The following is a 22929-nucleotide window of genomic DNA, read 5'->3' on the forward strand; positions in this document are numbered from 1 at the left end:
CGCCAAGGACTCGGAAGAACGAACTGGATTGCCACGGCGCTGCGCGCCTCGCAATGACGGGACAGCGACGCGTCATCGCGAGCCCGCAGGGCGTGGCGATCCAGCGCGTAGGCCTGCTAGCTGGGCGCCCGTGAATGAGCGGCAAGGACTCGGAAGAACGAACTGGATGGCCACGGCGCTGCGCGCCTCGCAATGACGGGATAGCGACGCGTCATCGCGAGCCCGCAGGGCGTGGCGATCCAGTGCGTAGGCCTGTTAGCTGGGCGCTCGTGAATGAGCGCCAAGGACTCGGAAGAACGAACTGGATTGCCACGTCGCTGCGCGCCTCGCAATGACGGGATAGCAACGCGTCATCGCGAGCCCGCAGGGCGTGGCGATCCAGTGCGTAGGCCTGCTAGCTGGGCGCCCGTGAATAAGCGCCAAGGACTCGGAAGAACGAACTGGATTGCCACGGCGCTGCGCGCCTCGCAATGACGGGATAGCGACGCGTCATCGCGAGCCCGCAGGGCGTGGCGATCCAGTGTGTAGGCCTGTTAGCTGGGCGCCCGTGAATGAGCGCCAAGGACTCGGAAGAACGAACTGGATTGCCACGGCGCTTCGCGCCTCGCAATGACGGGATAGCAACGCGTCATCGCGAGCCCGCAGGGCGTGGCGATCCAGCGCGTAGGCCTGTTAGCTGGGCGCCCGTGAATAAGCGCCAAGGACTCGGAAGAACGAACTGGATTGCCACGGCGCTGCGCGCCTCGCAATGACGGCAGCGAATGGGCGCTCTTGATGCTCCGGGGTGGTGGAACTTGCCACGACGGTTGGCGCAGCGTCACCCGACAGAATCAGTATTCATATCTGCCGCCGGTCGGCGAGCGCCAGCCAGCCGCGGGCGACGCGGTAGAGCAGCCAGAGGGTGAGCACCAAGTAGGCAAACATCGCCAGCGGCAGCAGGACGACGGTGAAGGCGACGACGAGCGCGATTGTCGCCCACAGCGCGGCGAACCAGAAGGTGCGGATCTGCCAGCGGAAATGGCTTTCCAGCCAGCTGCCGGCGACATCGGGGCGTTTGACGTAGTTGATGATCACCGCGATGATCGACGGCCAGCCGAACAGGAAGGCGCCGATGACGGTCGCTGCCGTGAGCACGCCGGTCAGCGCCGACAGCGCGTGCAGCGCGTAGATCACGTGCGTGATGCGGACGAGGGATTCCTCGTTCGCCGGAACCAGATCGGATCGACCGCTCATGATGCCCTCCCTCCCGGCCTCGCGGCCGCGTTCAGTGCTTCAGTGCAGTGTCCGGAGCACGCTGCGCCCTCCCTCCCGCCGGCTCACAGGCCGAGCTGCGGCCACAGCGCGTCGACACGCTCCCTGACCGCCGCATCCATGACGATCGGCGTCCCCCACTCGCGGCTCGTTTCGCCCGGCCACTTGTTGGTCGCGTCGATCCCCATCTTGCTGCCGAGCCCGGAAACAGGACTCGCGAAGTCGAGGTAGTCGATCGGCGTGTTCTCGGCGATCAGCGTGTCGCGCGCGGCGTCGACGCGGGTGGTCATTGCCCAGATCACTTCCTTCCAGTCGCGCGTGTTCACGTCGTCGTCGACGACGATGATGAACTTGGTGTACATGAACTGGCGCAGGAAGCTCCAGACGCCGAACATGATCCGGCGCGCGTGGCCGGGATACTGCTTCCTGATGCTGACCACCGCCAGCCGGTACGAGCAGCCCTCGGGCGGCAGGTAGAAGTCGACGATCTCCGGGTACTGCTTCTGCAGGAGCGGGACGAACACCTCGTTCAGCGCGACGCCGAGCATCGCCGGCTCGTCGGGCGGCTTGCCGGTGTAGGTGCTGTGGTAGATCGGGTCACGGCGCATTGTGATGCGCTCGATGGTGAATACGGGGAACGACGCCTGCTCGTTGTAGTAACCGGTGTGGTCGCCGTAGGGACCTTCGAGCGCTGTCTCGTTCGGGTCGATGTAGCCTTCGAGGACAATCTCGGCCGACGCGGGCACCTGCAGGTCGTTGCCGATCGACTTGACGAGCTCGCTGCGCGAACCACGCAGGAGGCCGGCGAACTGGTATTCGGACAGCGAATCGGGAACCGGCGTCACCGCGCCGAGGATGGTCGCCGGGTCGGCGCCGAGCGCGACCGAGACCGGGAAGGGCTTACCCGGATGCGCGAGGCAATGGTCGCGGAAGTCGAGCGCACCACCGCGGTGCGCGAGCCAGCGCATGATCAGCTTGTTCGGGCCGATCACCTGCTGCCGGTAGATGCCGAGGTTCTGCCGGTTCTTGTTCGGACCGCGCGTGATCGTCAGCCCCCAGGTGATCAGCGGCGCAACGTCGCCCGGCCAGCAGTGCTGGATCGGCAGGCGCGCGAGGTCGACGTCCTTACCCTCGATCACCACTTCCTGGCAGGGCGCCTTACCCACCGACTTCGCCGACATGTTGAGCACCTGGCGGAACACGGGCAGCTTCTCCCAGGCGTCCTTCAAGCCCTTCGGCGGCTCGGGTTCCTTGAGGAAGGCGAGCAGCTTGCCGACTTCGCGCAGTGCCTCGACCGATTCCTCGCCCATGCCGAGCGCGACGCGGCGCGGCGTCCCGAACAGGTTGGCGAGCACCGGGATGGCGTACTCGCCGTTCGGCCCGACCGGCTTCTCGAAGAGCAGCGCCGGACCGCCCGCGCGCAGCACGCGGTCGCAGATCTCGGTCATCTCGAGGCGCGTATCGACGGGGACGCTGATGCGCTTCAGTTCGCCGATCTTTTCCAGTTGCGCGATGAAGTCGCGCAGGTCGTGATATTTCATCTGATCCTGTAAATGCTGTGGCAGGCGACGCAGTGGTTGTAGATTCCGGTGAGCGCGGACAGCGCCGGGTCGCGCTCGCCGGTGGCGGCGACGCGCGCAAACTCGCTCGCCGCGCGGTGGCCCTCGACGCCGATCGCGTGCATCTCGGGCGGCATGTGCGCGCCCGGACGCGCGTCCATCGGCTCGCTGCGGTGTCGTCCCATCGCGCCGATGCCAAGGCTTTTCTCGGCGACCGGGCCGGCTTCGGCGACCTTGCCGGCGGCGAGCAGTGACTGGATCTCGGCGAGCGCGCGCAGGTTGTCCACCATCTCCAGGCGCAGGTTGCGTGCGGCGGCTTCCGGCATGGCGACGGCGATGCGCGTGTCGTCGGCAGCCTGCACGCCGGACGCCAGGCCGACGGTGGCCAGCGCGGCCACCCCGAGCAACTTGAGCGAACGGAACATCACGATCCTCCGTTGGCGAAGAGGTAGTCAAGCACGATGCCGGCGAAGATCGCGGCGCCGATCCAGTTGTTGTGCAGGAAGGCCTTGAAGCAGGGACCGCCCTCGCGATTGCGGATCAGGGTCCAGTGATAGAGCGCGATGCCGGCCGAGACAGCGATGCCGACGTAGAAGAAGGCGCCGAGCCCGAAACCATGGCCGACCCAGGTCACCAGGGAGAGCGTCAGCGCGTAGCAGAGCATCACCGCGGCGACGTCGAAGCGGCCGAAGGTGATCGCCGAGGTCTTGATGCCGATCTTGAGATCGTCGGGGCGGTCGACCATCGCGTACTCGGTGTCGTAGGCGACCGACCAGAAGACGTTGGCGAGCAGCAGCCACCATGCCGCCGCAGGGACGCTGTCGAGGTGCGCGGCGAAGGCCATCGGGATGCCGAAACCGTAGGCGATGCCGAGGTAGGACTGCGGGATTCCGAAGAAGCGCTTGGTGAAGGGGTAGCTGGCGGCGAAGAACAGCGCGCCGAACGAGAGCTCGATCACCAGCAGGTTCTTGAGCGGCAGGATCAGGATGAAGGCGAGGACGACGAGCACCGCGAACAGGATCAGCGCTTCGCGGGTGCTCAGCTTGCGCGCCGCCAGCGGCCGCAGCTTGGTGCGTGCGACGTGCGGGTCGAAGTCGCGGTCGGCGAAGTCGTTGATGACGCAGCCGGCCGAGCGCATCAGCACGGTGCCGAGCGTGAAGATCAGGAAAACGGTCCAGTCGGGATGACCGGAGGACGACAACCACAGCGCCCAGTAGGTCGGCCAGAGCAGCAGCAAGATGCCGATCGGCTTGTCCAGCCGCATCAGCTTGGCGTAGAGGCCGAGCCGCTCGCGCAGCGTCAGCGAGGCAGGCGCCGGCGGCGGCAGCCCGGAAGTGGGGTTGGAGATCGTGTTCATGGGCGTCATTCTAGCCGAGCGGAGCGCCTGCCTGCTTCACCGATCGGCGATCGGCGCTGCGGGCGGAGCATTCGCGGCTGCCGCCGCTCGCAGCGGAGGGCAAGATACACTGACCTGTCGTGGGAGGTCCGGCAGGCCCGAATGCCTGCTGCACCGCTGGGATTCGTCCTCTGACACTGCCGTCTGGCAAGCGTATGCGGGACCAGTCACCGCGTGCACGTTCTCTCCCGACTGCAGCCGCGTTATCTCCGCGAGCGTTGACGGCAGCCTGCTGCGAGTGCCGAGCGCTCGGCTTTCACGGATCATCCCCAAAACTGGGCCTATAATCCCCTAAATAGGGATTGCTATACACGTTGATGGTCATCATGATGCGATACGAGAAAGGACGGCAATGAAAGCGGCAAGCGCAGCGGAAACCCGGATTTCCCTCGCCGACGCGCTCTTTTCAAGCCTGCAACAGCGTTTGCTACGGCTGTTGTTCGGGCAGTCCGGGCGTTCGTTCTACGGCAACGAGTTGCTGCGACTCACCGGAACGGGGCGCGGCGGATTGCAGCGCGAGCTTGAAAAATGGGCCGCCAGCGGGCTGATCACGATCTCGACCGTCGGCAATCAAAAGCACTATCAGGCCAACCCCGACTCGCCGATCTTTTCCGAGTTGCGCGGAATCGCGCTCAAGAGTTGCGGCCTGGCCGACGTGCTGCGCGACGCGCTTGCCGAAGTCGCCGACCGCATCCAGCTTGCCTTCGTCTTCGGATCGCTGGCAAAAGGCACTGACACTGCCGCCAGCGACATCGACCTGATGATCGTCTCCGACTCCCTCGCCTACGCCGACGTGTTCGAGCGCGTCGCGTCCGCCGAGGCGACGCTCGGCAGAAAAATCAACCCGACGCTTTACACGCCGGTCGAACTGGCCACAAAATTCCGTGCAGGAAACCATTTCATTTCGAGCGTTCTGGACCAGCCGAAAATTTTCCTGATCGGAAGCGAGCATGAACTCCCCACTCGATAATCGCGCCAAAGTCAGCAAGGGTGGGCTGAAGATCGAAGCCCCGGGTCAGTCCGAGATCGACGGACTGGTCCGCTCGGCGAGGCGCAAGCTGCTCGACGCGCAAACGCCGTCACTGGGCCTGGAAAGCAGTTTCGACCTCGCCTACAACGCGGCGCATGCTTTTGCGCTCGCGGCATTGCGCTGGCATGGCTATCGCTCCGAGAATCGCTATCTGGTTTTTCAGGCGCTACAGCACACCTGCGGCTTTCCGCCTGCAAAATGGCGGGTGCTCGACCTCTGCCACAACAAACGTAACCTTGCCGAGTACGAGGGATACTTCGACGTTGAACCCCGGCTGGTCAGGGACTTGCTGCAAGTCACACGGGAGCTTGAGATCGCCGTCGACGCGCTCGGTCCGATTGGAGAGAAGTAGCACACACGGCGGACCGTCCGGCTCCAAGCGCAGGCTCTTGCCCCGGCGCTCCGTTCCCACTCAGGCCTTGAGCAATTCCTCGCGCCAGCCGACCCAGCGCGCGAGGTGGCGTTCGGCCGCGGCGATGCCGGCGGGGGTGGCGAGGAGGCGGTTCGCGGCGTCGCGCGCGAGTTCGATCAGCTCGGCGTCGGTCTCCAGGTCCGCATAGCGCAGGAGCGGCGTCCCCGACTGGCGGCTGCCGACGAACTCGCCGGGGCCGCGCAACTGCAGGTCGCGGCGGGCGATCTCGAAGCCGTCGTTGCATTCGTGCATCGTGCGCAGCCGGGCGCGCGCGGTCTGCGACAGCGGCGTCTGGTAGAGCAGCACGCAGGCCGACTCGTGCGCGCCGCGACCGACGCGTCCGCGCAACTGGTGCAGTTGCGAGAGGCCGAAGCGCTCGGCGTGTTCGATCACCATCAGGCTGGCGTTGGGGACGTCGACGCCGACTTCGATCACCGTCGTCGCGACCAGCACGTCGATCTCGCCGGCTGCGAAGGCGGCCATCGTCGCCGCCTTCTCGGCGGCCTTCATGCGCCCGTGCACCAGGCCGACGACGAGCCCGGCGAGTTCCTCGGACAGCGCCGCGTGCGTGTCGATCGCGGTCTGCAGTTGCAGCTTTTCCGACTCCTCGATCAGCGGGCACACCCAGTAGGCCTGGCGCCCGCTGCCGACGGCGACGCGCAGGCGCTGGACCACCTCGCCGCGGCGGCTGTCGGCGATCAGCTTGGTGGTGACCGGCGTCCTGCCCGGCGGCAGTTCGTCGAGGGTCGATACGTCGAGGTCGGCGTAGTAGCTCATCGCCAGCGTGCGCGGGATCGGCGTCGCCGACATCATCAACTGGTGCGGCGAGCCGCCCTTGCGCCGCAGTTCGAGCCGCTGCTCGACGCCGAAGCGGTGCTGCTCGTCGACGATGGCGAGACCGAGCCGGGCGAAGTCGACGCCTTCCTGGATCAGCGCGTGCGTGCCGACGACGAGTTGCGCGTCGCCGGCGGCCTTGGCCTGCATCGCCAGCTTGGCCGACTTCTTCAGGCTGCCGGAGAGCCAGGCGACGCGCACGCCGAGCGGTTCGAGCCAGCCCGACAGCTTCAGGTAGTGCTGCTCGGCGAGGATTTCGGTCGGCGCCATGAACGCCGCCTGCCAACCGGCCTCGATCGCGCGACAGGCGGCGAGCGCGGCGACGATGGTCTTGCCGCTGCCGACGTCGCCCTGCAGGAGGCGCTGCATCGGGTACGGCCGCGCGAGATCCGCGTCGATCTCGGCGACCACGCGCCGCTGCGCGCCGGTGAGCGGGAACGGCAGCGCGCCGAGCAGGGCGGCCGCCAGCCTTCCCGGTGGATCGAGCGGCGGTGCGCCGACGCTGCGGCGGGCGAGGCTGGCGCGCTTCAGCGACAGCTGCTGCGCGAGCAGCTCGTCGAACTTGATGCGCTGCCAGGCCGGGTGCGTGCGCGTCTGCAGCGCGTCGGCGCAGGCATCCGGCGGCGGCGCGTGCAGGTAGCGGACGGCGGCGGCGAAGTCCCAGAGCGGCTGCCGCGGCGAGGTGCTGGCGAACAGTTCGTCGGCCGTGCAGGTTTCAAAGAGGGGCGTCGTCGCCAGCGCGCGCGCGATGATCTTCCTGAGCGCGCTCTGCACGAGCCCGGCGGTGGTCGGATAGACGGGAGTGAGCGACTCGTTGAGGCCCTCCCCGGCGTCGACCGCACGGAAGCGCGGATGCACCATCTCGGCACCGAGGAAGCCGTGGCGGATCTCGCCGAAGGCGCGCAGGCGGCGGCCGCCGTCGCGCACCGCCTCCAGGCTGCTCGCCTGGTTGCCGTAGAAGTTGATGAAGCGCAGCCAGAGTTCGCCGCTCGCGTCGCGCGTGCGCACGAGCAACTGGCGGCGCGGCTGCAACTGCACGCTGACGTCCGCGACCTCGACCTCGACCTGCACGCTCTCGCCGGGCGGTGCGTCGGCGATCATGGAGAGCCGCGTCTCGTCCTCGTAGCGCAGCGGCAGGTGCAGGACCAGGTCCTCGTTGCGCTGCAGGCCGAGCTTGGCGAGCCGCGTGCGCAGCGCCGGCGGCGCGGCCCGCGGCCCGGGCTGGCGCGCCGCGGCGTCTCCGCTTCCCTGATGCGGCGGAGGTTTCGCCGCGGGTGAGGGCATCAGGCGCCGAGCACCAGCACCGCGTCGGCCTCGACGCGCGCGCCACGCGGCAGGGCGGCAACACCGACCGCGGCGCGCGCCGGGAAGGGGGCGCTGAAGTAGCGCGTCATCGCCTCGTTGACCTTGCCGAAGTCGTCGAGGTCGACAAGATAGACGTTGAGCTTGACGATGTCGGCCAGCGTCCCGCCCGCGGCCTCGGCCACTGCCTTGAGGTTGGTGAACACGCGCTCGATCTGCGCGTCGATGCCCTCGACCATGACCATCGTCTGCGGGTCGAGGCCGATCTGGCCCGAGAGATAGACGGTGTCGCCGACACGGACCGCCTGCGAGTAGGTGCCGATCGCTGCCGGCGCGTCGGGGGAGGAAATGATCGTCTTGGCCATCGTTGGCTCCTTGAGTGAGTGGAAAAAGTCTGCAGGCCAGAAGCACCAACGCCCCGGACGGACGGGGCGTTGGCACGGTGCAGGAAAGCGGATCAGAAGGACTGCGAGTACTGCGCGCCGAAGACCCAGATGCTGTCCTTGTACGTGCCGTTGACCAGCCCGCGACCAGCAGCCGTCTGGTCGTTGTTGATGTCGGCGTCCTTGAGGTAGAGGTAGGCGCCGCCGAAGTCGATGCGGCTGGAGGTGGAGAGCTTCCACTGGGCGCCGAGCGACAGCCAGACGCGGTTGTTGTCGGGCAGAGACACGAGGCGCGTGTCGGCGCCCTTGACCGGGGTCTGGTCGTAGGCGATACCGAACTTCAGCTTCCAGGCGTCGTTCAGCAGGTAGTTGGCGCCGAGCGCGACGCGCCAGGTGTTGCGGAAGTCGGTGTCGAGCGTCTGCGTGAGGCTGGTGCCGTTGAAGATGTCGACCTTGTGCATGCTGCTCCAGCCGGTGCGCGAGAGGTCGCCGAGCATCTCCCAGCGGTCGCTGAGCTTCTGCGCGACGCTGATGGTGAAGGTGTCGGGCAGCTTGAGATCTGCCTTGGCAGCGGTGCTGCCATTGATGTCGCCAGTGGTTTCGAACTTGACCGCCGAGCGGTAGGCGAGGCCGAGCTTGGTCGAAGGCGACAGCGTAAACAGGACGCCGGCGTTCCAGCCCCAGGCCTCGTCGTCGAGATTCAGTCTGACGGGCGAGAGATCGGTGGTCGAGGCGAGCCGCTGATACTCGGCGTCGAACTTCTGCCAGTTCAACCCGAAGCCGAGCGAGACCTTGTCGTTCACACGCCAGGCGAGCGAGGGATTGACGTTCACCGTCCTGATCTCGAACTTCTGCGACTGCGCCCCACCCTTCCACGGGTTGTCGTACTCGGTCTTCAGGCCGAAGGGCGAGCTGATGCCGAGGCCGAAGTAAAGGTCCTTGGTCAGCGCCGCCGACAGGTAGGCATTGGGAATGAAGCGGGTGCTGCCGCCATCGCCGCCGTCTCCGGCCACAACGGCGTTCGAACTGCCGTTGGCGAACTTGAAGCTCGGCGTCACCGCGCTGACGCCGACCGAGATCTCGCGGTCCTGCAGCTGCGTCATCCCCGCCGGGTTGTAGAAGACCGTGCTGGCGTTGTCGGCGACTGCCGCCGAACCGGCGTAGGCGGTGCCGATGCCGCTGGCGTTCTGTTCGAGCAGTTGGAAGCCGGACGCCGACGCCTGGCCGGCGAACAGGCCGAGAACGAGGGCGGGAACGATCTGCATCGTCGTTCTGGGGTTCATCGTTGGGGATCTCCTGGGAATGGCGGTCGTGGACGAGGCCACTGCGATGGCGTAGCCCGCAATTCTAGCGTCTCGGGAGTTCGGCGCGTCGGGATTTATTCGAGCTCGGGCAGCGCTCGCTTGTTGCCGTGCAGGTCCAGGGCGACATAGGTGAGGAGCGCCTCGGTCACCTTCACGGTCGCCGGGTCGGTCGGGTTCCGTTGGGCATAGACCTCGACCTTGACCGTGATCGAGGTGCGGCCGGTGGCGACGACCTCAGCGAAGAAACTGACAATGTCGCCGACCGAAACCGGTTCGGTGAAGTGGAAGGCATTGACGGCGACGGTGGCGACGCGACCGCGGGCGCGGTACATGGCGACGGTGGCGCCGGCGATGTCGGTCTGCGCCATGATCCAGCCGCCGAAGACGTCGCCGCTGGGGTTGAGGTCGGCCGGCATCGGCACGACGCGCAGCGCCGGCTGGCGCTCGGGAAGGACGACTGGCAGTTCCGGCATGCTGGAATTCCCCGCTGAAGTTGGCAAGCGCAGCCGTGCACAGGAGACGGCCACCCGCCAATGGTAGCGCGCTCTCGCCGGAATCGGCAGCGGCGCGCACAGCCAGGCCCTTTCCCGGTGCAAAATCGTTCCGGCAGCCCGGGATCTATTCCGCGCCCGGGCGTTCTGACTCCAATCGGCAGAAGCCACCCTGCCCCACTTCATCCACCGAGCACCCCATGCGTCATCGATCCTCGTCGCGCCCGCCTGCCGGCGCTCCCGCCCCCAGCGTCAGGCTGTGGCCCGCCTTGCGCCATCTCGCTCCCTACCTGTTGAGCTACAAGTGGCGCGTGTTGCTCGCCCTCGCCTGCCTGGTCGGCGCCAAGTTGGCCAACGTCGCGGTCCCCCTCGTCTTCAAGGACATGATCGACAGCCTGTCGGGAGCAGAGCAGGCGCTGGCCCTGCCGGTGCTGTTGCTGGCGCTGTACGGCTGCCTGCGTTTCTCGACCTCGCTGTTCACCGAGTTGCGCGAAATCCTGTTCGCGCGCGTCACCCAGCGTGCGGTGCGGCGCATCGCCCTGGAAGTGTTCCGCCACCTGCACGCGCTGTCACTGCGCTTTCATCTCGAACGGCAGACCGGCGGGGTCTCGCGCGACATCGAGCGTGGCTCGCGGGCGATCTCCAGCCTGATCAGCTACACGCTCTATTCGATCCTGCCGACGCTGGTCGAAATCAGCCTCGTGCTTGGCATCCTCTACACCAAGTACGACTTCGGCTACGTGCTGATCACCGTGCTCTCGCTCGCCGCCTACATCGTGTTCACCGTCACCGTCAGCAACTGGCGCATGGACATCCGGCGCAGGGTCAATGACACCGACTCCGAGGCCAACACGCGCGCGGTCGACAGCCTGCTCAACTACGAGACGGTGAAATACTTCAACAACGAGGACTTCGAGGCACGCCGCTACGACGCGCAGATGGCACGCTGGGAGGAGGCGGCGACGAGGAGCCAGGTCTCGCTGTCCTACCTCAACCTCGGCCAGCAGCTGATCATCGCCGGTGGCGTCACCGCGATCATGTGGCGCGCGGCGTCCGGGGTCGTCGCCGGCAGCATGTCGATCGGCGACTTGGTGCTGGTCAATGCCTTCCTCATCCAGCTCTATGTCCCGCTCAACTTCCTCGGCGTCGTCTATCGCGAGATCCGCCAGGCGCTCGCCGACATCGAACGCATGTTCACCCTGCTCGCGGTGAACCGCGAGGTCGCCGATGCGGCCGACGCCGTCGATCTTCCCCCCGGGCCGGTCGAGCTCCGCTTCGACGCGGTCGACTTCCGCTACGACCCGCGCCGCCGGATCCTCGACCAGGTCAGCTTCGTCGTTCCGCCCGGACGCACCCTGGCCGTCGTCGGCCATTCGGGAGCGGGCAAGTCGACGCTGGCGCGCCTGCTCTTCCGCTTCTACGACGTCAGCGGCGGCGCCATCCGTCTCAACGGCATCGACCTGCGCGCGCTGCGCCAGGCCAGCCTGCGCGCGTCGATCGGCATCGTCCCGCAGGACACGGTGTTGTTCAACGACACGCTCTTCTACAACATCCAGTACGGACGCCCCGAGGCAACGCGCGAGGAAGTGCTGGCGGCGGCCGCGGCGGCGCAGCTGACGCGCTTCATCGACTCGCTGCCCGACGGGCTGGAGACGCGCGTCGGCGAACGCGGGCTGAAGCTATCCGGCGGCGAGAAGCAGCGCGTGGCGATCGCGCGCGCGCTCCTGAAGAACCCGCCGTTGCTGGTCTTCGACGAGGCGACCTCGGCGCTCGACTCGCACACCGAGAAGGCGATCCAGGCCAGCCTCGACGCCGCCGCGCGCGGACGCACGACGCTGATCATCGCGCATCGCCTGTCGACGGTGATGGACGCCGACGAGATCCTGGTGATGGACGCCGGCCAGATCGTCGAGCGCGGCACGCACGCCGACCTTCTGGCGCGCAACGGCCGCTACGCGCGCATGTGGGCCTTGCAGCAGGAGGAAGAAGGGTAAGGGGACACCATGTACAACGGGGACACCTTGTATCCAAGGTGTCCCCGCACAAAAAAGCCAGGCTTGTGGCCTGGCTTTTTTTGCTGTTACCGGACGACGCTGAGTTCGCCCTTGCTGCCCTGCTTACTCGGCGGCCACTGCATCAGCCGGTTCCGGCTGGTCGAGCAGTTGCACGTAAGCCATCGGGGCGTTGTCGCCCTGACGGAACCCGCACTTCAGGATGCGCAGGTAGCCGCCGTTACGCGTGGCGAAACGCGGGCCGAGTTCGTTGAACAGCTTGCCGACGATCTCGCGATCGCGCAGGCGGTCGAAAGCCAGGCGGCGATTGGCCAGGCTGGGCTTCTTGCCGAGCGTGATCAGCGGTTCGACCACACGACGCAGTTCCTTGGCTTTCGGAAGCGTCGTCTTGATCGTTTCGTGCTGGAGCAGCGACACGGACATGTTGCGCAGCATGGCCAGGCGGTGCGCGCTGGTGCGGTTGAGTTTACGGAGACCCTGACGGTGACGCATTTGTTGTTCCTCTCTTGTACTAGCCGGTGAGCGGCATTACTTCTCGAGGCCAGCCGGAGGCCAATTCTCCAGCTTCATCCCCAAGGTCAGACCGCGCGCGGCCAGGACTTCCTTGATTTCGTTGAGCGACTTGCGACCGAGGTTCGGCGTCTTCAGCAGTTCGTTCTCGGTGCGCTGGATCAGGTCGCCGATGTAGTAGATGTTCTCGGCCTTGAGGCAGTTGGCCGAGCGCACCGTCAGTTCCAGATCGTCGACCGGACGCAGCAGCACCGGATCCACCTGGACGGCCTTCTGGCTTTCCACCGGCGCCGAGGTGCCCTCCAGCGAAGCGAACACTTCCAGCTGACCCATCAGGATGCGCGCCGCCGTGCGGATCGCCTCTTCCGGCTCGATGACACCGTTCGTCTCGATGTCCATCACCAGCTTGTCGAGGTCGGTACGCTGTTCGACGCGGGCGCTCTCGACCGCATAGCTGACGCGGCGAACCGGGCTGAACGAGGCGTCCAGCACCAGCTTGCCGATGCTCTTGCCTTCGTCGCCGAGGTTGCGTGCGTTGCCGGGAACGTAGCCACGGCCCTTCTGCACCTTCAGTTCGAGCGCCAGCTTGCCGCCAGCCGAGAGGTGCGCGATCACGTGCTCCGGATTGATGATCTCGACGTCGTGCGACGTCTCGATGTCGGAGGCACGAACGACGCCTTCGCCTTCCTTCTTCAGCTGCAGGACCACTTCGTCGCGCTCATGCAGCTTGAAGACGATACCCTTCAGGTTGAGCAGGATGTCGACGACGTCTTCCTGGACGCCGTCGATCGTCGAGTACTCGTGCAGAACACCTTCGATCGTGACGTCCGTCGGCGCGTAACCCGGCATCGAGGAAAGCAGGATGCGGCGCAGCGCATTACCGAGCGTGTGACCATAGCCGCGCTCGAACGGCTCCATCACGACGCGCGCCTGCACCGGCGACACGCTTTGCACATCGATGATGCGCGGTTTCAATAGTCCACTGCTTTGCATGTGTAGTCCTTTGCCCGATTCGGTCAAGCCGAGCCGCCATTACTTCGAATACAGTTCGATCACGAGGCCTTCGTTGATCGTCGGCGGCAACTCGCTGCGTTGCGGACGGGCCTTGTAGGTGCCCTTGCCGGCCTTCGCATCGACTTCGACCCATTCCGGGAAACCACGCGATTCGGCGGCGGCGAGCGCAGCCTTGACGCGCAGCTGGCCCTTAGCCTTCTCGGCGAGTTCGACCACGTCGCCGGGGCTGACCTGGAACGACGGAATGTTCACGCGGCGGCCGTTGACCAGCACGCCGTTGTGGCGAACCAGCTGGCGCGATTCGGCGCGCGAGCCGGCGAAGCCCATGCGGTGGGCGACGGTGTCGAGACGCGATTCGAGCAGTTGCAGCAGGATTTCGCCGGTCACGCCACGGCGGCGGTCGGCTTCCTTGTACACCTTGCGGAACTGGCCTTCGAGCACGCCGTAGATGCGGCGAATCTTCTGCTTCTCACGCAGGTGCACGCCGTAGTCGGACAGACGCTGTCCCGACTTCTGGCCGTGCTGACCCGGCGCGTAGGAGCGGCGCTCGATGGCGCACTTGTCGGTAAAACACTTCTCGGCCTTCAGGAACAGCTTTTCGCCTTCGCGGCGGCACTGACGGCATTTCGGATCGAGATTGCGAGCCACAGTTCTTTCTCCTTAAATGCGGCGCTTCTTGGGCGGGCGGCAGCCGTTGTGCGGAACCGGCGTCACGTCGGTGATCGACGTGATCTTCATGCCGAGGGCGTTCAGCGCACGAACCGACGATTCGCGGCCGGGGCCGGGGCCCTTGATGCGCACTTCGAGGTTCTTCACGCCACACTCGACGGCCACCTTGCCGGCGGCTTCGGCAGCCACCTGCGCGGCGAACGGGGTGCTCTTGCGCGAGCCCTTGAAGCCGGCGCCACCCGAGGTCGCCCACGACAGGGCATTGCCCTGACGGTCGGTAATGGTGATGATGGTGTTGTTGAACGACGCGTGGATGTGGGCGATGCCCTCGGCGACGTTCTTCTTGATTTTCTTGCGGACTTTCGGCGCGGTCTTGGCCATGGTCGTATCCTCTTACTTCTTGCCGGCGATCGGCTTGCGCGGGCCCTTGCGCGTACGGGCGTTGGTGCGCGTACGCTGTCCACGGCAGGGCAAGCCCTTGCGGTGGCGCAGACCACGGTAGCAACCAAGGTCCATCAGACGCTTGATGCTCATCGTCACTTCACGACGCAGATCACCCTCGACGGTGAACTTGCCGACTTCGTCGCGCAAGCGCTCCATCTCGGCGTCCGTCAGGTCCTTCATCTTCCTGGAACGTACAACCCCAGCCGCATCGCAGATCTTCTGCGCGCGCGTACGACCGATACCGTAGATGGCGGTCAACGCGATCTCGGCGTGCTGGTGGTTGGGAATGTTTACCCCTGCAATGCGGGCCATCGATTCACCCCAATTTAGCGAAACTTCTGATTATATCTTCAACCGTCACCCGACTCAAAGAGCCGTGACGATCAACCTTGACGCTGCTTGTGCCGCGGATCGGAACAGATCACGCGCACAACGCCGTGGCGCCGTATGATTTTGCAATTGCGGCAAATCCGCTTTACAGATGCCAGCACCTTCATGTTCAGCTCCTGGTTGCTCGACTTCGGGCGCAGCCAGCCGTCCGCCGAATTTCTTCACTGCGTAGAGATTCGTTATTTGGCGCGGAAGACGATCCGCGCCCGGGATAAGTCGTAGGGCGTCAGTTGCACGGTCACCTTGTCGCCCGGGAGGATGCGGATGTAGTGCATCCGCATCTTGCCCGAGATGAAGCCGAGAACGACGTGACCGTTTTCCAGCTTGACCCGGAAGGTCGCGTTGGGGAGGTTCTCGATGACCTCGCCCTGCATTTCGATGAGATCTTCCTTGGCCATCTTATTTCGCTGTAAATCCAGAACCCTTGAAGTTGGCCTTCTTGAGCAGGCCCTCATACTGGTGGGACATCACGTACGCCTGCACCTGCGACATGAAATCCATGGTCACCACCACGATGATCAGCAGCGAGGTTCCGCCGAAGTAGAACGGGACGTTCCACTTGAGGATCAGGAACTCCGGCAGCAGACACACCACCGTGATGTAGGCGGCGCCGACCAGCGTCAGCCGCATCAGGATCTTGTCGATGTACTTCGCCGTCTGCTCGCCCGGACGGATGCCCGGAACGAAGGCACCACTCTTCTTCAGGTTCTCGGCCGTCTCCTTGGAGTTGAAGACCAGCGCCGTGTAGAAGAAACAGAAGAAGATGATCGCGGTCGCGTAGAGCATGACGTAGATCGGCTGCCCCGGCGACAGGGTGCCGGCGAAGTCCTTCAGCCAGGTCATCGATTCGTTCGACCCGAACCATCCGGCGATGGTCGCCGGGAACAGGATGATCGACGAAGCGAAAATCGGCGGAATGACGCCCGACATGTTCAGCTTCAGCGGCAGGTGCGAACTCTGACCACCGTAGATCTTGTTGCCGACCTGGCGCTTCGCGTAGTTGACCAGGATCTTGCGCTGGCCGCGCTCGACGAAGACGACGAAGGCCGTGACCACACCCACCAGCAGCGTGATGACGATGGCCGTCAGCGGATGCATGGCACCGGTGCGCACCAGTTCGAGCAGGCCGCCGATCGAACTCGGCAGTCCGGCAGCGATACCGGCGAAGATGATGATCGAGATGCCGTTGCCTAGGCCACGCTCGGTGATCTGCTCGCCCAGCCACATCAGGAACATGGTGCCCGTGAGCAGCGTCGTCACCGCGGTGAGGCGGAACATCAGGCCAGGATCGATCACCAGGCCCGGCTGCGACTCCAGCGCGATGGCGATGCCGATACCCTGGAACAGGGCCAGGAAGACCGTGCCGTAGCGGGTGTACTGCGTGATCTTGCGCCGCCCGGCCTCGCCTTCCTTCTTCAGCGCTTCCAGCGTCGGACTGGCGACGGTCATCAACTGCATGATGATCGACGCCGAGATGTACGGCATGATGCCGAGCGCGAAGATCGTGAAGCGCGACAGGGCGCCACCCGAGAACATGTTGAACATGCCGAGGATGCCGCCCTGTTGCCGGCTGAACAACTCGGCCAGGACCTCTGCGTCGATCCCCGGCACGGGGATATGCGCACCGATACGGTAGACGAGCAAGGCGCCGAGGAGAAACCACAGCCGGCGCTTGAGGTCGCCGAACTTGCCGCCCTTGCCGATTGCGCCCGGATTAGTTGCCAAGACCGGTCACCCGTCTCTTACTCGGAAACCGAGCCGCCGGCGGCTTCGATCGCCGCACGTGCGCCGGCGGTGGCGCCGACGCCGACCAGCTTGACCGCACGCGTGATCTCACCCGACAGGACCACCTTGGCCGACAGCGCGTGCTGAGCGACGATACCGGCAGCCTTCAGCGTCAGCAGGTCGATCTCGTCGATCGGCAGCATCTCGATTTCCGACAGGCGGACTTCGACGTTGCGCGCGTTGGTCAGCGAGATGAAGCCACGCTTCGGCAGACGGCGCTGCAAAGGCATCTGACCGCCTTCGAAACCAACCTTGTGGAAACCACCGGCGCGCGACTTCTGACCCTTGTGGCCACGACCGCAGGTCTTGCCCAGACCCGAGCCGATGCCGCGACCGACGCGACGGCGCTCCTTCTTCGAACCTTCACCAGGCTGAATCGTGTTCAGTTTCATCTTAGGCTTCCCACTTCAGCAGGTACGAGACCTTGTTGATCATGCCGCGCACTGCCGGCGTGTCTTCAAGCACGGACGAGCTGTTCAGGCGACGCAGGCCGAGGCCGCGCACGGTCGCGCGATGCGACTGCTTGGTGCCGATCAGGCTCTTCACGAGCGTGACTTTGATTTTGTTTTCAGACATGTCTTACCCCGTGATTTCTGCGACCGTCTTGCCGCGCTTGGCGGCAATCTCGGCCGGGGTGCTCATGGCTTGCAGGCCGTTGAGCGTGGCACGAACGATGTTGTAGGGATTGGTCGAGCCGTGCGCCTTGGCGACGACGTTGGTCATCCCCATGACGTCGAAGACCGCGCGCATGGCGCCGCCGGCGATGACGCCGGTGCCGTCCGGGGCCGGCTGGATCATCACCGTCGACGCGCCGTGGCGGCCGATCACGGTGTGATGCAGGGTGCCGTTCTTCAGGCTGACCTTGACCATCTTGCGACGCGCTTCTTCCATCGCCTTCTGCACGGCGACCGGAACTTCACGCGACTTGCCCTTGCCCATGCCGACGCCACCGTCGCCGTCACCGACCACGGTCAATGCTGCGAAACCGAGGATACGACCACCCTTCACGACCTTCGTGACACGGTTGATCGATACCATCTTCTCGCGCATGCCGTCATCGCGCTCTTCGCCCTGCTGGGGCTTCTTGTCTCTTTGCGGTTTAGCCATTATTTACTCCGATCCTTGTCCGGGCCGATCAGAACTTCAGACCGGCTTCACGCGCGGCTTCCGCCAGCGCCTTGACGCGCCCGTGGTACTGGAAGCCGCTGCGGTCGAAGGCAACCTGCTCGATGCCCGCCTTCAGCGCGCGCTCGGCGACCAGCTTGCCGATCGCCGCAGCAGCAGCGACGTTGCCACCGTTGGCCAGATCCTTGCGGACCTCCGGCTCCAGCGACGAAGCGGACACGAGGGTGCGTGCGCCACCGTCGGCGACGACTTGGGCGTAAATATGGCTGTTGGTGCGATGCACCGACAAGCGCACCACTTTCAGTTCGGCGATCTTGGCCCGGGTTTTGCGGGCCCGGCGCAACCTTGCCTGGTTCTTGTCAATCATTTAGCCACCCTTACTTCTTCTTCGTTTCCTTGAGGACGATCACTTCGTCGGAATAACGAACGCCCTTGCCCTTGTACGGTTCCGGCTTGCGATAAGCGCGGATTTCGGCAGCTACCTGACCGACGAGTTGCTTGTCGACACCCTTGATCAGAATTTCCGTCTGCGTCGGCGTCTGCACGGTGATCCCGGCGGGCATCTTGTGCGCGACGGGGTGCGAGAAACCGAGCGTCAGGTTCAGCGTATCGCCCTGCGCCTGCGCACGGTAACCGACGCCGACCAGGTTGAGCTTGCGCTCGAAACCCTTGCTGACGCCATGCACCATGTTGGCGACGATGGCACGAACGGTTCCGGACAACGCGTTGGCGTTGGCCACGCCGTCGACCGGGCGGCAGCGCAGCTCGTTGCCTTCCTGCTCGACACGGACTGCCGGATTGGCGGCGAAGCTGAGCGCGCCGAGCGGGCCCTTGACTGCGATCGCCTCTGCCGACAGAGCGACTTGTACGCCTTGCGGCAGCACGATTGGATTCTTGGCTACACGGGACATGGTTACCTCTTACGCCACGATGCAAAGCACTTCGCCGCCGACGTGGCTGGCGCGGGCCTTGCGGTCGGTCATGACGCCCTGCGGGGTCGACACGATGGCGACACCGAGACCATTCATCACACGCGGAATATCCTGGACGCCGCGATAGATGCGCAGACCGGGCTTGGAAACGCGCTCGATGCGCTCGATGACCGGACGGCCGGCGTAGTACTTCAGGCCGATTTCCAGCTGCGGCTTGCCGTCGTTCTCACGAACGGCGAAGTCTTCGACGTAACCTTCGTCCTTCAACACCTTTGCAATCGCCACTTTCAGCTTCGAGGAAGGCATCGACACCGACGCCTTTTCCGCCATCTGTGCGTTGCGAATGCGGGTCAGCATATCGCTGATCGGATCGCTCATACTCATTTCGTAATCTCCTGCTTACCAGCTGGCCTTGGTCACGCCCGGCACTTCGCCGCGCATGACTGCGTCGCGCAGCTTGCTGCGACCCAGACCGAACTTGCGGTACACGCCACGCGGACGACCGGTCACCTGGCAACGATTGCGCAAACGCACGGGGCTGGAATTGCGCGGCAGCGCCTGCAGCTCGAGACGCGCGTTGAAGCGCTCTTCTTCGCTACGGCTCTGGTCATTGATTTGCGCGGTCAGCTCGGCACGCTTCTTGGCATACTTTTCGACCATCTTGCCCCGCTTGTCTTCGCGGTTGATCAGTGCAAGTTTCGCCATGTTCGCCTCAGTTCTTGAACGGAAATTTGAAAGCGGCGAGCAGTGCACGCGCTTCAGCGTCGGTCTTCGCGGTGGTGGTGACGGAGATGTTCATGCCACGCAGGGCGTCGATCTTGTCGTACTCGATTTCCGGGAAAATGATCTGTTCCTTGACGCCCATGTTGTAGTTGCCACGGCCGTCGAAGCCCTTGCCGGAGATGCCGCGGAAGTCGCGGACGCGCGGCAGCGCCACGGTGATCAGGCGATCGAGGAATTCGTACATGCGCGGTCCGCGCAGCGTGACCATGCAGCCGATCGGGTAGCCGTCACGGATCTTGAAGCCGGCGATCGACTTGCGCGCCTTGGTGACGACGGGCTTCTGGCCGGCGATCTTGGTCATGTCGCCGACGGCGTGCTCGAGCACCTTCTTGTCGGCAACGGCCTCACCGACACCCATGTTCAGGGTGATCTTGGTGATGCGCGGCACTTCCATGTTCGACTTGTAGGCGAACTTCTGCTGCAGCTCGGGAGCTACGGTAGTCTTGTAGTAATCCTGCAAACGCGCCATGCTTAAGCCCCCACCACTTCGCCGGACGACTTGAAGAAGCGCACCTTGGTGCCGTCTTCGAGCTGCTTGATGCCGACGCGATCGGCCTTGCCGGTCGCCGGGTTGTACAGTGCGACATTGGAAATATGAATGGGCATGTCCTTGTCGGCAAAACCGCCGACGACACCCTTCACCGGATTCGGCTTGACGTGCTTGCGGGCACGGTTGATGCCCTCGACCACGAGGCGATCGCCGAGCGAGCAGGAGAGAACCGTCCCGCGCTTGCCCTTGTCCTTGCCGGTGATGACGATGACTTCGTCACCTTTACGAATCTTGTTCATGGCGGCTCCTTACAGCACTTCCGGCGCCAGCGACACGATCTTCATGAAGCGCTCGGAGCGCAGTTCGCGCGTCACCGGGCCGAAGATGCGCGTACCGATAGGCTCACCCTTGTTATTGAGGAGCACCGCCGCATTATTATCGAACTTGACCAGGGAACCATCGGCACGACGCACGCCCTTGGCGGTGCGAACGACCACCGCGCTATACACGTCGCCCTTCTTGACGCGGGAACGCGGGGCAGCATCCTTGATGCTGACCTTGATGACGTCGCCGATGCTTGCGTAGCGCCGCTTGGAGCCACCGAGCACCTTGATACACATGACCGAACGCGCGCCGGTGTTATCGGCGACGTCCAGTACCGTCTGCATCTGAATCATTATTTACTCCAACTTATCCCGCCGAATTCGCGGACAGTCTTGGAACCCGTACGGGAGGAACGTGCGGCCGGGCGGCCGCACGACAAAGAGGCGGCATTATAGCCGCCTCCGTCTAGATTGCAAAGCGTTAAATTGCGGACGCTTTTTCCAGCAGGCGCGTGACTGCCCACGCCTTGGTCTTCGAAACCGGACGGGTCTCGGTGATTTCCACCAGGTCGCCGGCCTTTGCCTCGTTGCCTTCGTTGTGCGCGTGATACTTCTTGGTGCGCACGATGATCTTGTCGTACATCGGGTGCTTGACGCGACGTTCGATCAGCACCGTCACCGTCTTGTCCATCTTGTCGCTGACCACGCGACCGATCAGAGTACGCTTGATGGAGGTCGATTCGCTCATTGTTGCACCGCCTTTTCACGGAGGACGGTGCGCACGCGCGCGATGTCGCGACGCACCTTGCCAAGCTGGCTAGTGTTGGAAATCTGCTGCGTCGCCACCTGGACGCGCAGGCCGAACTGCGCCTTCAGCAGATCAAGCAATTCCTGCTTCAGCTCGTCGACGCTCTTCGTTCTGAGTTCACTGGCTTTCATGTTTATCCCACCATTCGCGTGACGAAAGTCGTCGCAATCGGCAACTTGGCAGCTGCCAGGGCGAACGCCTCGCGGGCGAGCGACTCGGCCACGCCGTCCATCTCGTAGAGCACCTTGCCCGGCTGAATCTCGGCGACGTAGTACTCGGGGTTGCCCTTGCCGTTACCCATCCGCACTTCAGCCGGCTTCTTCGAGATCGGTTTGTCGGGGAAGACACGGATCCAGATGCGGCCGCCGCGCTTGATGTGGCGGGTCATCGCCCGCCGCGCCGCCTCGATCTGACGCGCAGTCAGACGACCGCGATCGGTCGCCTTGAGGCCGAACTCGCCGAAGCTGACCTTGGCGCCACGAGTCGCCAGGCCGGTGTTACGGCCCTTCTGCTCCTTGCGATACTTTCTTCTAGCTGGCTGCAGCATCTTTGACTCCTGCCTTTCTTACACGTTTTGCCGGCGCCTTGTCGCCTTCGGCACCCTCAGTCTTCACGACGCGACCGCGCGGACGGTCATCGCCGGGACGAACACCGCGACGCGCCTTGCGCGCTGCCTCGTCAGCCTCAGCGGCCGCCGGAGCTTCGTTGCGGTTGAGCAGGTCGCCCTTGTAAACCCATACCTTGATGCCGATGATGCCGTAGGTCGTCTCGGCTTCGGAGGTCGCGTAGTCGATGTCGGCACGCAGCGTGTGCAGCGGCACGCGACCTTCGCGATACCACTCGCGACGCGCGATCTCGGCGCCGTTCAGACGGCCCGAGCTCATCACCTTGATGCCCTGGGCGCCGAGACGCATCGCGTTCTGCATCGCGCGCTTCATGGCGCGGCGGAACATGATGCGCTTTTCGAGCTGCTGGGCGATCGAGTCGGCGATCAGCTGCGCGTCGAGTTCCGGCTTGCGGATTTCCTCGATCGACACATGCACGGGGACGCCGAGGATGCGCTGCAGGTCGACGCGGAGCTGGTCGATGTCTTCGCCCTTCTTGCCGATGACAACGCCGGGGCGGGCCGAGAACACGGTGACGCGCGCGTTCTTCGCCGGGCGCTCGATGAGGACGCGGCCGACGGAGGCGTGCTTCAGCTTCTTCTTCAGGTAATCGCGGACCTTGATGTCTTCGTTGAGCATGCCCGCGAAGTTCTTGCTATTCGCGTACCAGCGCGAGGACCAGTCACGCGTGACAGCCAGGCGAAAACCGGTCGGATGAATCTTCTGTCCCATTTGTAGTCCTCAGTTCCCGACGGTCAGGTAAATATGGCAGGTCGGCTTGACGATGCGGTTGCCACGACCCTTCGCACGGGCGGAGAAGCGCTTCAGCACCGCGCCTTTTTCAACGTAGATCGTCTTGACCTTGAGCTCGTCGATGTCGGCGCCGTCGTTGTGTTCGGCATTCGCGATCGCCGACTCCAGCACCTTCTTGATGATCTGGGCACCCTTCTTCGGGCTGAACGCCAGAATGTTCAGGGCCTTATCCACCGGCAAACCGCGGATCTGGTCGGCAACGAGGCGACCTTTCTGGTCCGACAGGCGTACGCCGCGCAATACAGCACGAGTTTCCATATCCTC

The 22929-nt window shown here is 64.6% G+C and carries 34 protein-coding genes; 3 read left to right on the forward strand and 31 right to left on the reverse strand.

The annotated features are described in order from the left end of the window. Positions 1-837 precede the first annotated feature (837 nt). The 4 genes from CCR84_RS13245 to ubiA form a co-directional block, all read right to left on the reverse strand. Positions 838-1233, reverse strand: coding sequence for a DUF4870 family protein (locus CCR84_RS13245; protein ID WP_201213157.1), 396 nt, complete (start codon positions 1231-1233; stop codon positions 838-840). Between the two features lie 83 nt (positions 1234-1316). Next, the gene (gene ubiD / locus CCR84_RS13250) at positions 1317-2792 is read right to left on the reverse strand and encodes a 4-hydroxy-3-polyprenylbenzoate decarboxylase (RefSeq protein ID WP_201213158.1); all 1476 of its coding nucleotides are present in this window, start codon (positions 2790-2792) and stop codon (positions 1317-1319) included. Beyond that, positions 2789-3235, reverse strand: a complete 447-nt coding sequence (locus tag CCR84_RS13255; RefSeq protein ID WP_201213160.1) for a cytochrome C — start codon at positions 3233-3235, stop codon at positions 2789-2791. The genes ubiD and CCR84_RS13255 overlap by 4 nt, the downstream gene beginning before the upstream one ends. After that, positions 3235-4167 (reverse strand): 4-hydroxybenzoate octaprenyltransferase, encoded by a 933-nt coding sequence (gene ubiA, locus CCR84_RS13260; protein ID WP_201213167.1) that lies wholly within the window; start codon positions 4165-4167, stop codon positions 3235-3237. Before ubiA ends, CCR84_RS13255 begins: the two co-directional genes overlap by 1 nt. A 391-nt stretch (positions 4168-4558) precedes the next feature. Between ubiA and CCR84_RS13265 the strand changes: the two genes are divergently transcribed. Further along, complete coding sequence (locus CCR84_RS13265) at positions 4559-5176, forward strand: nucleotidyltransferase domain-containing protein (protein WP_201213168.1); 618 nt, start codon at positions 4559-4561, stop codon at positions 5174-5176. Further along, positions 5157-5588 carry a hypothetical protein gene (locus tag CCR84_RS13270; protein WP_201213170.1) on the forward strand — a complete coding sequence of 144 codons (432 nt, stop codon included), beginning with the start codon at positions 5157-5159 and terminating at the stop codon, positions 5586-5588. Before CCR84_RS13265 ends, CCR84_RS13270 begins: the two co-directional genes overlap by 20 nt. Positions 5589-5648: 60 nt before the next feature. Here CCR84_RS13270 and recG read toward each other — a convergent pair whose 3' ends face one another. The 4 genes from recG to CCR84_RS13290 all read right to left on the reverse strand — a co-directional run bounded on the left by recG (position 5649) and on the right by CCR84_RS13290 (position 9944). Further along, positions 5649-7766 carry an ATP-dependent DNA helicase RecG gene (gene recG / locus CCR84_RS13275; protein WP_201213172.1) on the reverse strand — a complete coding sequence of 706 codons (2118 nt, stop codon included), beginning with the start codon at positions 7764-7766 and terminating at the stop codon, positions 5649-5651. Then, positions 7766-8149: a RidA family protein gene (locus CCR84_RS13280; protein WP_201213174.1), complete on the reverse strand. Its 384-nt coding sequence runs from the start codon at positions 8147-8149 to the stop codon at positions 7766-7768. Before CCR84_RS13280 ends, recG begins: the two co-directional genes overlap by 1 nt. A 92-nt stretch (positions 8150-8241) precedes the next feature. Further along, entirely contained in the window at positions 8242-9450 is a 1209-nt protein-coding gene (locus CCR84_RS13285; protein ID WP_201213180.1) for an OmpP1/FadL family transporter, read from the reverse strand. Positions 9451-9545: 95 nt separating this feature from the next. Beyond that, positions 9546-9944, reverse strand: coding sequence for an acyl-CoA thioesterase (locus CCR84_RS13290; protein WP_201213182.1), 399 nt, complete (start codon positions 9942-9944; stop codon positions 9546-9548). A gap of 218 nt (positions 9945-10162) precedes the next feature. Between CCR84_RS13290 and CCR84_RS13295 the strand changes: the two genes are divergently transcribed. Next, positions 10163-11956, forward strand: coding sequence for an ABCB family ABC transporter ATP-binding protein/permease (locus CCR84_RS13295; RefSeq protein ID WP_201213183.1), 1794 nt, complete (start codon positions 10163-10165; stop codon positions 11954-11956). A 123-nt stretch (positions 11957-12079) separates the two neighbouring features. On the opposite strand, the gene rplQ is transcribed toward CCR84_RS13295, so the two are convergent. The 23 genes from rplQ to rplV form a co-directional block, all read right to left on the reverse strand. Beyond that, on the reverse strand, positions 12080-12466 hold the full coding sequence (rplQ, locus tag CCR84_RS13300; RefSeq protein ID WP_201213185.1) for a 50S ribosomal protein L17: 387 nt from the start codon (positions 12464-12466) through the stop codon (positions 12080-12082). A gap of 36 nt (positions 12467-12502) precedes the next feature. Further along, on the reverse strand, positions 12503-13477 hold the full coding sequence (locus CCR84_RS13305) for a DNA-directed RNA polymerase subunit alpha (RefSeq protein WP_201213187.1): 975 nt from the start codon (positions 13475-13477) through the stop codon (positions 12503-12505). A gap of 39 nt (positions 13478-13516) precedes the next feature. After that, complete coding sequence (gene rpsD, locus CCR84_RS13310) at positions 13517-14146, reverse strand: 30S ribosomal protein S4 (protein ID WP_201213194.1); 630 nt, start codon at positions 14144-14146, stop codon at positions 13517-13519. A 12-nt stretch (positions 14147-14158) separates the two neighbouring features. Next, positions 14159-14548, reverse strand: a complete 390-nt coding sequence (gene rpsK / locus CCR84_RS13315) for a 30S ribosomal protein S11 (protein ID WP_201213202.1) — start codon at positions 14546-14548, stop codon at positions 14159-14161. A 12-nt stretch (positions 14549-14560) separates the two neighbouring features. Continuing rightward, positions 14561-14923 carry a 30S ribosomal protein S13 gene (gene rpsM / locus CCR84_RS13320; RefSeq protein WP_201213212.1) on the reverse strand — a complete coding sequence of 121 codons (363 nt, stop codon included), beginning with the start codon at positions 14921-14923 and terminating at the stop codon, positions 14561-14563. Between the two features lie 71 nt (positions 14924-14994). Further along, a complete protein-coding gene (gene rpmJ, locus CCR84_RS13325; protein ID WP_082397123.1) occupies positions 14995-15108 on the reverse strand; it encodes a 50S ribosomal protein L36 in 114 nt (37 codons plus the stop codon). A 72-nt stretch (positions 15109-15180) separates the two neighbouring features. Next, positions 15181-15399 (reverse strand): translation initiation factor IF-1, encoded by a 219-nt coding sequence (gene infA, locus CCR84_RS13330; RefSeq protein WP_015767904.1) that lies wholly within the window; start codon positions 15397-15399, stop codon positions 15181-15183. A 1-nt stretch (position 15400) separates the two neighbouring features. Then, positions 15401-16726 carry a preprotein translocase subunit SecY gene (gene secY / locus CCR84_RS13335; protein ID WP_201213214.1) on the reverse strand — a complete coding sequence of 442 codons (1326 nt, stop codon included), beginning with the start codon at positions 16724-16726 and terminating at the stop codon, positions 15401-15403. A 17-nt stretch (positions 16727-16743) separates the two neighbouring features. Then, positions 16744-17178, reverse strand: coding sequence for a 50S ribosomal protein L15 (gene rplO, locus CCR84_RS13340; RefSeq protein ID WP_201213216.1), 435 nt, complete (start codon positions 17176-17178; stop codon positions 16744-16746). A 1-nt stretch (position 17179) separates the two neighbouring features. After that, positions 17180-17362 carry a 50S ribosomal protein L30 gene (rpmD, locus tag CCR84_RS13345; protein WP_201213218.1) on the reverse strand — a complete coding sequence of 61 codons (183 nt, stop codon included), beginning with the start codon at positions 17360-17362 and terminating at the stop codon, positions 17180-17182. A gap of 3 nt (positions 17363-17365) precedes the next feature. Further along, the gene (rpsE, locus tag CCR84_RS13350) at positions 17366-17893 is read right to left on the reverse strand and encodes a 30S ribosomal protein S5 (protein WP_201213220.1); all 528 of its coding nucleotides are present in this window, start codon (positions 17891-17893) and stop codon (positions 17366-17368) included. A 28-nt stretch (positions 17894-17921) separates the two neighbouring features. Then, positions 17922-18278, reverse strand: a complete 357-nt coding sequence (gene rplR, locus CCR84_RS13355; protein ID WP_201213222.1) for a 50S ribosomal protein L18 — start codon at positions 18276-18278, stop codon at positions 17922-17924. Between the two features lie 10 nt (positions 18279-18288). After that, a complete protein-coding gene (gene rplF / locus CCR84_RS13360; protein WP_201213224.1) occupies positions 18289-18822 on the reverse strand; it encodes a 50S ribosomal protein L6 in 534 nt (177 codons plus the stop codon). 9 nt (positions 18823-18831) lie between these two features. Continuing rightward, positions 18832-19227, reverse strand: coding sequence for a 30S ribosomal protein S8 (gene rpsH, locus CCR84_RS13365; protein ID WP_201213226.1), 396 nt, complete (start codon positions 19225-19227; stop codon positions 18832-18834). 15 nt (positions 19228-19242) lie between these two features. Further along, positions 19243-19548 carry a 30S ribosomal protein S14 gene (rpsN, locus tag CCR84_RS13370; RefSeq protein ID WP_201213234.1) on the reverse strand — a complete coding sequence of 102 codons (306 nt, stop codon included), beginning with the start codon at positions 19546-19548 and terminating at the stop codon, positions 19243-19245. A 7-nt stretch (positions 19549-19555) separates the two neighbouring features. Beyond that, positions 19556-20095, reverse strand: coding sequence for a 50S ribosomal protein L5 (gene rplE, locus CCR84_RS13375; protein WP_201213237.1), 540 nt, complete (start codon positions 20093-20095; stop codon positions 19556-19558). A gap of 2 nt (positions 20096-20097) precedes the next feature. Next, entirely contained in the window at positions 20098-20415 is a 318-nt protein-coding gene (rplX, locus tag CCR84_RS13380; protein ID WP_201213239.1) for a 50S ribosomal protein L24, read from the reverse strand. A 9-nt stretch (positions 20416-20424) separates the two neighbouring features. Then, the gene (gene rplN / locus CCR84_RS13385; RefSeq protein ID WP_201213241.1) at positions 20425-20793 is read right to left on the reverse strand and encodes a 50S ribosomal protein L14; all 369 of its coding nucleotides are present in this window, start codon (positions 20791-20793) and stop codon (positions 20425-20427) included. Between the two features lie 127 nt (positions 20794-20920). Beyond that, positions 20921-21187 (reverse strand): 30S ribosomal protein S17, encoded by a 267-nt coding sequence (gene rpsQ / locus CCR84_RS13390; RefSeq protein ID WP_201213242.1) that lies wholly within the window; start codon positions 21185-21187, stop codon positions 20921-20923. Continuing rightward, positions 21184-21378, reverse strand: coding sequence for a 50S ribosomal protein L29 (rpmC, locus tag CCR84_RS13395; protein WP_201213244.1), 195 nt, complete (start codon positions 21376-21378; stop codon positions 21184-21186). The genes rpsQ and rpmC overlap by 4 nt, the downstream gene beginning before the upstream one ends. Before the next feature lie 2 nt (positions 21379-21380). Next, positions 21381-21794 (reverse strand): 50S ribosomal protein L16, encoded by a 414-nt coding sequence (gene rplP, locus CCR84_RS13400; protein WP_201213246.1) that lies wholly within the window; start codon positions 21792-21794, stop codon positions 21381-21383. Beyond that, on the reverse strand, positions 21778-22584 hold the full coding sequence (gene rpsC / locus CCR84_RS13405; protein ID WP_201213248.1) for a 30S ribosomal protein S3: 807 nt from the start codon (positions 22582-22584) through the stop codon (positions 21778-21780). The genes rplP and rpsC overlap by 17 nt, the downstream gene beginning before the upstream one ends. Positions 22585-22593: 9 nt before the next feature. Beyond that, on the reverse strand, positions 22594-22923 hold the full coding sequence (rplV, locus tag CCR84_RS13410) for a 50S ribosomal protein L22 (protein ID WP_201213256.1): 330 nt from the start codon (positions 22921-22923) through the stop codon (positions 22594-22596). Positions 22924-22929: the final 6 nt, after the last annotated feature.

The organism is Rhodocyclus purpureus (genome assembly GCF_016653115.1).
Taxonomy (GTDB): domain Bacteria; phylum Pseudomonadota; class Gammaproteobacteria; order Burkholderiales; family Rhodocyclaceae; genus Rhodocyclus; species Rhodocyclus purpureus.